Raw genomic sequence first — 11,451 nt, 5'->3', positions numbered from 1 at the left:
GGGGGATCGGGTTTAAAGATCCAGCACCAGCGGTTGCTCGCTCTGCGCCGGCACCGCACAGCAAATCAGCACCTGTCCCTCTTCCGGGATATCGGCGGGGGGCTGTGGATAATTCACCGCACCGCTGACCAACCGGGTCTTGCAGGTACCGCACGAACCACCACGGCAACTGAATTCCGGACGCAATCCGCGACTTTCCGCCAGTTCCAGCAAACTGCCACCGTCCGGTTGCCAACGGGCCTCCTTGGCCGAGCGTTCGAACACCACGGGCACGGAGGTGGTGGCGGCCGGGGGCTGCGCAATCGTGATGGCGTCCGCATCGGCACGCCGCTTCAGGGTCGACGGGCCGAAAGTCTCGGCGTGAATCTGTGCATCGCGCACATCCAGTTCGCGCAAGCTGTCGTACAGACCTTGGGTGAAAGCGCCGGGGCCACACAGAACAAAGTCGATCTGATCGTAATCCTCAACCGCCAGCAGATTCCTCAACACCGCGTCATCGATGCGCCCGTGCAGATCAAAATCTTCACCTTCGTGCGCGTCCTCTTCCGGCTGACTGAGCAAACGCAGCACCCGCACCGCATCGCCCGCACTGTCCAACAAGCGGTCCAGTTCCTTGCGAAACGGTTGATCGGCCAGGCTGCGCGAACTCTGCAGCAACCACGTCGGACGAATTCTGCGCGTGCGCAAACCTTGATAAACCACCTCGCGCAGCATCGACAGTATCGGCGTAATGCCGACCCCGGCCGCCAACAGCACCAGCGGCCGCCGTTCCAGCGGCGCCACGGTGAAATGCCCTTGCGGCGCTCGCGCCTCCAACACGTCACCCACCTGGATCTGCTCATGCAAATGGCTCGACACGCGGCCTTCGCGCTTCACACTGATCCGGTAAAAACCATCCGATGGCGCACTCGACAGGCTGTAAGTGCGGATGTGCACCTCGCCATCGAGAGTAAAACGCAGCGGTAGATGCTGACCCGCGAGAAACACCGGCAAACCGGCGCCATCGTCCGGCTCCAGGTAAATGGAGCGGATGTTGCGACTTTCTGCCTCGATCTTCGCCACCCGCAGCGGCCGCCAACGGTTACCCAACGCCTGCGCCTGCAAACGCGCATCGGCCTCGGCCCAGTTGCCGGTCAGCAGACTGGTGGGCGACATGCCGTCGAAGCGCCAGCGCAAGGCCAGCGCTGCCGGGCGCCGAACCAGTTTTTCCACATCAAATGTCCACAGCCGTTCAGCCCCCTGGAAAGCCTCGATCTGTGGCCCATCGAGGACGATTTCCGTACGACCGCTCAGGTGCAGCAAATCGCCTGTGGAAAAGTCGATGAACAGCAAGCCAGCCTTGGGGTTGAGCAGCAGATTGCCGAGGGTGTTGAAGTGCAGGTTGCCGGCAAAATCCGGGATGGTCAGGCGATTGCTTTCTACGCGTACGAAACCGGCCTGACCGCCACGGTGGGAAACGTCCACTGATCGCTGGCCATCGACATCGACGTAACTGGCGATAAAGAACGTGTCGGCGCTGGCGATCAACGCGGCGCCCGCGTCGTCCAGCACATCCAGATGCCGCGCCGGCCGCGACGCGGGATCAGTCAGCGGCACCCGCTGAAACTGGCGCAACTGAATGTACTGCGGGCAGTTGCCGAAGGCCTGATCCACCGTCACGTCGAAACCGCTTGCCTCAAGATTAGCGACGTGACCATTGAGGCGGTTGCGCCGACGGGTGTGCAATTCGATGCCGAGCAAACCGACCGGCTCTCCATGACGAATCGGCGCCGGATCATCATCGGCGGGCAGGCTGGCAAATTGCAGGCGCTGCGGATCGGGCGAATGGGCGAACCCCGGCGCACCTTCCAGCACGCTGGCCCAAGGACGCCCCTCGGCATCCACTGCGCCGTACAACATGAACGGCAATTGCTGATAGAACTCACGGTGCTGGTCCGGCATCCAGGTACGAATGACCTTACGCCCGAATGCTTCCATGCGCTCGGCCACACCCACATGCTCTTGCAGTTGCCGCTCGCCCGCGTGCCAAGGTGAACGTTCCATCACGACCTCTCCCCTGCGCCGTCGGCACAGTGTGGCTAATGAGAATCAGACTGTGGTTTGCAGACCGGCGACGGTGCGCGGCATACCGACGAAACCAGGCAAGGCTTCGATCCGTGCCAACCAGGCGCGCACGTTGGCGTAATCGTCCAGTGACACATTGCCCTCCGGTGCATGGGCGATGTAGCTGTAAGCCGAGACATCGGCGATGGTCGGCTCGTCGCCCACCAGATACGGCGTCTTGCCCAACTCGACATCCATCATCTTGAGCAGATTGTGCGAACGCTCGATCAGTTCTTCAGCATTGAGTTTCGCCCCGAATACCGTGATCAACCGGGCCGCCGCCGGACCAAAAGCGATCGGCCCGGCCGCCACCGACAACCAGCGCTGCACCCGTGCGGCGCCCACCGGATCGCTTGGCAGCCAGCGGCCATTGCCGTATTTCTGCGCCAGATACACCAGAATCGCGTTGGAATCCGCCAGCACCACACCCTCATCATCAATGGCCGGCACCTGACCGAAACTGTTGATCGCTAGATACGCCGGCTGTTTGTGCTCGCCTTTGGCCAGATCGACGAAGATCAGCTCCGTCGGCAGGTGCAACAGCGACAGCATCAGCTCGACACGGTGAGCATGGCCGGAACGAGGGAAGTTGTAGAGTTTGATCGGTTGCATGGTCGACTCCGCTGGATAATCGCACCGCCCAAGGGTGGCAGCGCTGATGGAGCCCATCTTCTACCTATCCTTGAAGCAACAGAATCACCAGCATTTGCAATCGATTATTTCTTCTCATGCAATAAAGCGGCATTTTTCAGCCCCGGATGCTCACGCAGAGCATTTACCGTGAAATCAACAAAACTGCGCACCCGCGCCGGCGCCTTGCGCCCGCCCTGATACACCACATGGATCGGCAGCGGCGGCAGTTCGAACTCGGCGAGGACGATCTCAAGTTGGCCTGCCGCGACCTTGTTGGCCACTTGATAGGAAAGCACTCGGGTCAGCCCCAAGCCCAGACACGCGGCCGTGATCGCAGCCTGATTGGCGGTGACTATCAGACGCGGCTCCGGGCGCACGATCAATGGTTCGCCACCGTCGAGAAACGGCCATGTGCGTATCTGGCCGGTGGCCGAAGTCGCCACCACGGGCAAACCGGCCAACGCCTGAGGATGCGTGGGACGACCATGATCGGCCAGGTATTGCGGCGAACCACAAACCACCCGCCGAACCTCGCCCACGCGAATCGCATGCTGATTGCTGTCCGCCAGTTCACCGATGCGCACCGCGACATCGATACCCTCCTCAACCATGCTCACCACCCGATCGAGCAACAGGGCATTGATCGAAACGTCCGGATACTGCGCCAGATAACCGGCCATCACCGGCGTGACAAACAACTCGCCAAACAACACCGGCGCCGTCACCGTCAATTGCCCACGGGGCTGGGCGTGACTGCCGGCAGCCGAATCCTCGGCTTCCTGCACCTCGGCGAGAATTCTGCGACAGTCCTCCAGATACCTCTGCCCCGCCTCGCTCAAATGCACGCTGCGCGTGGTTCGAATCAGCAATTGCGTACCGATGCGCTGCTCCAGTGCGGCCACAGCACGGGTGACGCTGGCGGCGGACAGGCCCAGATGCCGTGCGGCGGCGGAAAAGCCTTGCTCCTTGGCGACGACGGCGAAGATTTGCATTTCCTGGAAGCGATCCATGGATACCCTCGAATCAGATACAAAAATCGCAGCCGAAGCTGCGATTTTTTTGGGTTGGTGCCCAACATCATAGTTTGACACACGGAAACCAATAAAATCAGTCGTTTACGGAACCTGCCGCGATGCCATTTTTACAACATAGATTGACACAACGCATAACGATATCCGAATGACGGGATGAGTTTATAACAACATAGTTTGACACTACCCGCGGGAGCCTTTTTAAAGTCGAGATTGCAGCCGAACAAAATATTGTGACACCACCGGCTCAGTGAACTCAGGGGTAAACGGCTTAACGGAGCATGCCAGCTGAATGAATATTTTGACAAAAATGCCCTTGGGGGCGCGTACCCAATTGTGATGGTTCTACTTAGCTGCGGTTAGATCGAAATGACATGCCCTCATTTACCTCAATCAGCATTTGTTCGACCCGATGTGTGCCGTGAGTTGTAGTGAGCATCGCTGTTGGACTTTTACCCGAAAACCGGGATTTCGGTTTGGAAAGCCATTGTTTGGCCTTCTCTGCGTCCCCGAAGATCACATCGGCCATGGCGGTAATATGTGCAAAGCGGAACAGGCGATCACTCTCATCCACCGTTAAAAGCTGATTGCTGACCAATTTTGTTTTGAGCATTTTGAGTGGAATAATTCTGTCGCGTTCTTCCGGACTTATAGTTCCAACGTCGCAAAGCGACTGGATCAGGCTGGCCGAGAAGCCAGCTACGATAATGTCGTGAATGTCCTGGTCAGAGGCGTTTGAGGGGATATTAAGAGACGCCTCCAGCCGGATGCGGTAGGCATGATAAGCTTCATCAAGCAGGACTCCAGCAAACACGGGCTGCACTGATGTTGTTCCATGCGTAGGCTTCAGCACTATTGCGCCGTCCGCTACCGTAATCGTCAGATCGTCCCCCACACCTACTCCCATTTTGGCAAGCAGTTCTGGGGGTAAATCAACGATGACATCACCGCTACCATCCTCAGTATCCTGGCATTTGACTATCCAGCGCTCGCTCCCACTCATGATCGTCCGGTTCTCATTTCGTAATTAGAGAAGACGCATCATTATGCTCGCGCGCAGAGCAGATCCAGTCACTGGATAACCGTGCATAGAGGCCATTCCTGCCGGTTATTGCGACGAGCGGCTGCACTCTCCGGCGCATCGGCAAAGATGTCAGCTAAAAGCTCGACTACACGCCCGCTGTTTCACGTTCGAGCACCACATCGGACGGAAATGGGTCAACGGCAGCCATTGGTCTGGTCAGAAAGATATTCGCCAAAGGGAAGGAAAAGAAGCCCAACAGAGACCGGCCTCAACTTCGTCGCATCTCGACTGCTCGCGACTCAAAACGAGGCGTACATTTTTCTGACCTGCAGATTTAGTGATAATGGTCGGCTCGACAAGCGCGCCGGCCACTTTCACCACCGCTGTTTCACTTTTGAATGGACACAATCGTAGCTCTACCACCCTCTATCAGGAAGGAAAAAGATACACGGTCTCCGGCCGTCAGCCCTGTCAACTTATCTTGCGTTACGGAAAAGACCATGGTCATCGGCGGCCATCGCACGGCAGGCACAGCGCCGTGAGAGATAGTCACCGTATGCTTCACAGTATCGATAGCCTTGATCGTTCCATCGGCATTCGCGACTGGAGCCTGCTTTGTTTCCTCAGTCATCTGCTTGCTCTCCATACCGTCCATCTTCATACCCGGCATGTCCTCTGCCAGGGCAGAAAAAGACAACGCTACTACGGTGCTGGCAACTGCAATCAGGGTCAGTTTCATACGACACTTCCTTCAGGTTTGACGGTTTCAACGGAGAGGTGCCGGCGACGCATCAGGCGATAGGCTGCCGGAATGACAAACAGGGAAAGCAAGGGTGCCGTGACCATGCCGCCTACCATGGGCGCAGCAATGCGGCTCATCACCTCGCTGCCGGTCCCGCTGCCCAGCAAGATGGGTAACAAGCCGGCAATGATGACGGCCACGGTCATGGCCTTGGGTCGAACACGCTGCACGGCGCCTTCACGAATCGCCGCAACCAGACCGAGCTCAGTGCTGTCGCCGAGGTCTTCACGTTCGGCCCAGGCGTTCTTCAGGTAGAGCAACATGATCACGCCAAACTCGGCGGAAACACCGGCCAAGGCGATAAAGCCGACCCCGGTGGCGACTGACAGGTTGAACCCCAACAGATAGAGGAACCATGCCCCGCCCGTGAGAGCGAATGGCAGAGTGGCCATGATCAGCAAGGCCTCATCGAAGCGGGCAAAAGTCAGGTAGAGCAGCACGAAGATGATCAACAGCGTGGCAGGCACCACCAGTTTGAGTCGTGCGTTGGCCCTTTCGAGAAACTCGAACTGCCCTGAGTAGCTCAGGCTCATGCCGGGCTGCAACTTGACCTGCTCATTGACGACCCGTCGTAGATCAGCGACCACCGACGCAATGTCCCTCCCCCGCACATCGACGTACACCCAGCCCGAAGGTCGTGCGTTCTCGCTCTTGAGCATCGGTGGACCGTCCGTGACTTTGACCTTCGCCACTGTGCCGAGGGTGATCTGGCTACCTAGCGGGGTATAGATCGGCAATTGCTCCAGGGCGCCGAGCGAGTCACGCCACTCCCGTGGATAGCGCACGTTGATCGGGAAGCGTGCGAGCCCTTCAATGGTCTCGCCGACGTTTTCACCGCCGATAGCGCCGGCCACGATGGACTGCACATCGGCGATATTCAGTCCGTAGCGGGCGGCGGCTTTGCGGTCGATATCCACATCGATATAGCGACCACCGGTCAGACGCTCGGCCAGAGCCGAACTGACGCCGGGCACGTCCTTGGCCACTCGCTCAACCGCCTGAGTCGCGGCATCGATCTCCGTCAGGTTGGTGCCGGCAACTTTCACTCCGATGGGACTCTTGATCCCCGTAGCCAGCATGTCGATACGGTTACGAATCGGTGGTATCCAGATATTCGTCAGCCCAGGGACTCGTACCACTCGATCCAGTTCTTCCACCAACTTTTCCTGGGTCATGCCTGGACGCCATTGCTCGTGCGGCTTGAACTGGATCGTGGTTTCGAACATCTCCAGCGGTGCGGGGTCGGTGGCGGTTTCAGCGCGCCCCGCCTTACCGAAGACGTGTTCGACTTCAGGCACGGTCTTGATCAGACGGTCAGTCTGTTGCAGCAGTTGTGCCGCTTTCTGCGCTGACAATCCCGGCAGAGCTGAAGGCATATAGAGCAGGTCGCCCTCGTCCAACGGGGGGAGAAACTCGCCACCCAAGCGAGACATTGGCCATAGCGCACTGACAAAAACCAATAGTGCCACCAGCAGCGTGATCTTTGGTCGACGCAAGACTGCGTCCAGGGCTGGCTGATAGATCCGAATCAACCACCGGTTCAACGGGTTCTGATGTTCACTGGGAATTCGTCCACGAATCCAGTAGCCCATCAGCACCGGCACCAAGGTCACTGACAATCCCGCCGCTGCGGCCATGGCGTAGGTCTTGGTGAAAGCCAAAGGACCGAACAGCCGTCCTTCCTGAGCTTCCAGGGTGAACACCGGAATGAAAGACAGAGTGATGATCAACAAACAGAAGAACAGCGCCGGGCCTACCTCTGCCGCCGCTTCGGTCATTACATGCCAATGACGTTCACCCTTCAGTTCTTCCCCCGGATTGGCCGCGTGCCATGCCTCGATCTTCTTGTGGGCGTTCTCGATCATCACCACGGCGGCATCGACCATGGCGCCGATGGCGATGGCTATCCCGCCCAAGGACATGATGTTGGCGTTGATGCCCTGGTAGCGCATGACGATGAAGGCAATCAGCACCCCCACCGGCAGCGAAATGATCGCCACCAGAGATGAGCGCAGGTGCCAGAGGAAGATCCCACACACCAACGCGACAACGATGAACTCTTCGATGAGCTTGTGGCTGAGGTTTTCCACGGCGCGGTCGATCAGCTTACTGCGGTCGTAGGTGGTGACGATATCCACCCCGGCCGGCAGACTGCTTTTCAGTTCGTCGAGTTTGGTCTTGACCGCGGCAATGGTCTCGCGAGCATTCTTGCCGCTGCGCAAAATCACCACGCCGCCGACGGTCTCGCCTTCGCCGTCGAGTTCAGTAATGCCACGCCGCATTTCCGGTCCCAACTGGATCGTGGCGACATCGCCAAGGGTTACTGGCACTCCTCCCGAAGCCAGCTTGAGCGGGATCGCCCGAAAGTCATTGAGCGTCTTCAGGTAGCCGGAAGCACGCACGATGAACTCGGTCTCTGCCATCTCCAGCACCGCGCCACCGGTTTCCTGGTTGGCCTTGCCGATGGCTTCGGTCACCTCAGCCTGAGTAATACCGAGGCTGGCCAGTTTGAGCGGATCAAGCTGGACCTGGTACTGCTTGACCATGCCACCCACGGTGGCTACTTCTGCAACGTTGGGCAGGGTCTTGAGTTCGAACTTGAGGAACCAGTCCTGAAGTGCGCGTAGCTGCGCCAGATCGTGTCCTCCACTGCGATCCACCAGTGCGTACTGATAGATCCAGCCCACCCCCGTCGCATCCGGTCCCAACGCCGGCTTGGCGCTGGCCGGCAACCGACTTTGTATTTGGCTCAGATACTCCAACACCCGCGAGCGCGCCCAGTACAAGTCAGTGCCGTCTTCGAACAGCACGTAAACGAAGCTGTCACCGAAGAAGGAATAGCCACGCACCGTCTTGGCACCCGGCACCGAGAGCATGGTGGTGGCCAACGGATAGGTCACCTGGTTCTCGACAATCTGCGGCGCTTGTCCCGGAAAAGGGGTGCGGATGATCACCTGAACATCCGAGAGATCTGGCAGTGCATCGATGGGCGTGCTCTGCACCGACCAAATGCCCCACGCCGTGACAAACAGCGTCGCCAGTAGCACCAGGAATCGGTTGGCCACTGACCAACGAATCAGGGCAGCGATCATGGCTGGCTCCCCGATTTTTCCAGGCGCTCAACACGCAGGCCATCGTCGGTCTGACTCACCGCAACCCGAACCTTGTCACCCGTTTTGAAGCCCTGCATCAGCGCCGGGTTGGCGAGTGGGAACGTCATCGTCATGCCAGGCATACCCAGCGTTTTGAAAGGACCATGGGCGAGCGTGACTTCTTTGTCGTTGATCTCAACGATCTGCCCATCCGCTTCATGAAAGCTGGAGGCTGCTGCGCTGGGTGGTGACTCTTCCTCCGAGCTTGCAACGATGCCCTTAAGACTGGCCTCCGAGTCGAGCAGGAACTGGCCAGAGGTAACCACTTTCTGGCCTTCTTCCAGACCTTTCAATATCGCCGTCTTGCCATCGCTTTCCTGCCCGAGTTGCACCGCCACGGGACGGTAGCGGCCGGCGTCTGCGGCGAGCATCACCAAGGCACGTCGGCCCGTGCGAATCACCGCTTCGCTCGGCACCCACAACACACTTTGCTCGGTCGAACGATTCAGGTGTACCTGCGCTGTCAAACCCGGTCTGAGGCGTCCGTCCGGATTGGGTAACTCGACACGTACGCGAAGAGTGCGGCTGTCCGGATTGGTCTCGGGCAAAATCGCGCTGACCCTGCCGTTGAGTATTGTCCCTGGGAAAGCTGGCAGGCGCGCTTCGACCGCCTGCCCCACGGTGATTGATCCGGCATCCGATTCTGGAACGGCCACGGCTAGCCAGACACTGCTCAAGCCATTGACGCGTGCCAGAGTATCGCCAGTCGCCACGGTCATTCCCGCACGTACGTTCAATTCTTGCAGTACACCGGCAATGGGGCTGGTCAGCGTCAGGTAGGGCTGAACCTTACCGCCACGCTCTACATCGGTAATCAGTGCTGCCGGCATCCCTGTGAGCCGCAGTCGTTGTCGGGCCGCATCCAACAGGGCAGCATCCCCGTTGCGTTTCAGGGCAAGGAACTCTGTCTGGGCAGCGGCCCACTCAGGCACCAGAACATCCGCCAGCGCCGCGTTGGCTTTGAGTACATCGCCGGGAGCATGGGCATAGACCCGCTCCACAAAGCCAGGGGTGCGCGCCTGAATCACAGCGACATCACGTTCGTTGAATCCCAACACACCTGTCACGTCGAGGCTGGAATCAAAGATCGCACGGCTGACTGTCGCAAAACGCAGGCCGAGATTTTGGGTCAGACTTGGATCGATACTGACGGTCGCTCGGTCCCCTGCGCTGCTGGTGTACTGCGGGACCAGTTGCATGTCCATGAAGGGAGACTTACCCGGCTTATCGAACTTTTGTTGCGGGTACATGGGGTCGTACCAATAAAGTGCTTTGCGTTCGCCCGGTGAATTGAGGCTCTGCTCTTGTGTGGTATTTGGTAGTCCACTCATACGCTGATGCGCCAACCAGTAACCACCGGCAACACCTAAGGCCAGCGAGATGCCAACCAGCAATGCCCCGTTCCCTTTTTTAAGGCTCATTGGCTGGACTCCCCATAAGCAAAATACAACCGCGCACTGGTCAGCGCTCGCTGCTCTTCCACGTCGATCTGTTTGAGGCGGGCCTCGATGAGTTCACGTCGGGCAGCAACAACGGCGTTTAAATCGCCTTTGCCCGAGCGATAACTGGCCATGCTGAGTTCGACCTTTTCCTTGGCCAGCGGCAACAGGCTTTCCTGGTTTCGGCGCACGGCACGATTCAGGCGCTCATAGTCGGCCAGTTCGCTCTCTAGTTGCTGAGTGTGCTCGCGTGACAGAGCTTCGCGCTCGGCCTCAAGCTGACTGAGTTCAGCCTGTTTGGCTGCGATTTTGGGGTTTTGGCGCGAGTCAGGAAACAGCGGCAGCTCCCAGGAAAATTGCACGCTGACCATATCGCCAAACTCACGGCCGCGACGCTGATAATCCAGCTCCCAGCTCCAGTCCGACTGCTTCTCCGACACGGCTTCACGAACCTTGGCTTGCGCTTCGCGGGTCATCGGCGCAAACGCTGCCAACTCGGGGTGGTGTTGCAGTTTATGGGCGTAGCCGGAGGTATCGACGGGCCAATGCGGCAAGCTGCCCACAGGCTTGTCGTTGGCGGCGGAGCCAATCCAGCGTTTGAGGGCTGCTCGGGCCTGCGCTCTCTGGAGAATCAGATCGTCCTGTTGCTCCGCCAGTTGAGCCGCTTCTTGCTTAGGCGTCACCGCATCGGCGGGTTGAGCGCGGCCACCGGCAATCTGGGCCCTGACGGTATCGGTCAACAGGCGGTTTTCTTTGTAGAAGTCCTGGAACAGCGCATCTTTGCGCTCAACCGAGTAGCTATTGATCCAGGCCAACGCCGTGGACTGGCGTACTTTCAGACGTTCGACTCGACGCTCCGCAGCGGCGCGATCAATGGCCGCATCGGCCACTTCTATGCGCGCTTTGCGCTTGTCGCTGTTGGGCATTTCTTGCCTGACCCCGACCACTTGCATGGTCATGAAGTCCTGATCGATGCTCCAGCGATCCGGACCGCCAATGGGGTAGTTCTGCACACCCAACAGTAGCCTGGGGTCAGGTAGTTCACCGGCTGGAATAGCCGCGCTGCTGGCAGCTTGAATTTTGGCGTCTTGTGCGGTCAGCGACGGTGCATTGTTTTCGGCCAGCCGCAACGCTTCATCGAGTGTCAATGCGGCAGCGAAGCTCGGCAATGCCAGTACGCTTGCCGCCAGACCGGCCACGAGGGACCAGCCTGTGCAATAGCACTTGGAGTTCATGTTTACGATTCCTGTGATCATCCACTGCACGC

General features: G+C 58.9%; 8 protein-coding genes. All 8 read right to left on the bottom strand.

What is annotated here, in order from left to right:
* Positions 1 to 12: 12 nt before the first annotated feature.
* The 8 genes from K5E40_RS17045 to K5E40_RS17005 all read right to left on the bottom strand — a co-directional run bounded on the left by K5E40_RS17045 (position 13) and on the right by K5E40_RS17005 (position 11,419).
* Positions 13 to 2,043: a pyridoxamine 5'-phosphate oxidase family protein gene (locus tag K5E40_RS17045; RefSeq protein WP_221731826.1), complete on the bottom strand. Its 2,031-nt coding sequence runs from the start codon at positions 2,041 to 2,043 to the stop codon at positions 13 to 15.
* Between the two features lie 45 nt (positions 2,044 to 2,088).
* On the bottom strand, positions 2,089 to 2,715 hold the full coding sequence (locus K5E40_RS17040; protein ID WP_221731825.1) for a glutathione S-transferase family protein: 627 nt from the start codon (positions 2,713 to 2,715) through the stop codon (positions 2,089 to 2,091).
* Positions 2,716 to 2,819: 104 nt separating this feature from the next.
* Entirely contained in the window at positions 2,820 to 3,746 is a 927-nt protein-coding gene (locus tag K5E40_RS17035) for a LysR family transcriptional regulator (RefSeq protein ID WP_221731824.1), read from the bottom strand.
* A 370-nt stretch (positions 3,747 to 4,116) separates the two neighbouring features.
* Positions 4,117 to 4,770, bottom strand: a complete 654-nt coding sequence (locus tag K5E40_RS17030) for an antitoxin Xre/MbcA/ParS toxin-binding domain-containing protein (protein ID WP_082069125.1) — start codon at positions 4,768 to 4,770, stop codon at positions 4,117 to 4,119.
* A 409-nt stretch (positions 4,771 to 5,179) separates the two neighbouring features.
* Complete coding sequence (locus K5E40_RS17020) at positions 5,180 to 5,530, bottom strand: copper-binding protein (RefSeq protein ID WP_045058206.1); 351 nt, start codon at positions 5,528 to 5,530, stop codon at positions 5,180 to 5,182.
* Complete coding sequence (locus K5E40_RS17015; protein ID WP_115146705.1) at positions 5,527 to 8,685, bottom strand: efflux RND transporter permease subunit; 3,159 nt, start codon at positions 8,683 to 8,685, stop codon at positions 5,527 to 5,529. The genes K5E40_RS17020 and K5E40_RS17015 overlap by 4 nt, the downstream gene beginning before the upstream one ends.
* Positions 8,682 to 10,166, bottom strand: a complete 1,485-nt coding sequence (locus K5E40_RS17010; RefSeq protein ID WP_045058204.1) for an efflux RND transporter periplasmic adaptor subunit — start codon at positions 10,164 to 10,166, stop codon at positions 8,682 to 8,684. Before K5E40_RS17010 ends, K5E40_RS17015 begins: the two co-directional genes overlap by 4 nt.
* The gene (locus K5E40_RS17005; RefSeq protein WP_090470168.1) at positions 10,163 to 11,419 is read right to left on the bottom strand and encodes a TolC family protein; all 1,257 of its coding nucleotides are present in this window, start codon (positions 11,417 to 11,419) and stop codon (positions 10,163 to 10,165) included. The genes K5E40_RS17010 and K5E40_RS17005 overlap by 4 nt, the downstream gene beginning before the upstream one ends.
* Positions 11,420 to 11,451: the final 32 nt, after the last annotated feature.

It is taken from the genome of Pseudomonas baetica, assembly GCF_019733355.1.
Classification (GTDB): Bacteria; Pseudomonadota; Gammaproteobacteria; order Pseudomonadales; family Pseudomonadaceae; genus Aquipseudomonas; species Aquipseudomonas baetica_A.
Note: the sequence above shows the minus strand (reverse complement) of the source record. Positions and strands in the feature narration are given on the sequence as shown.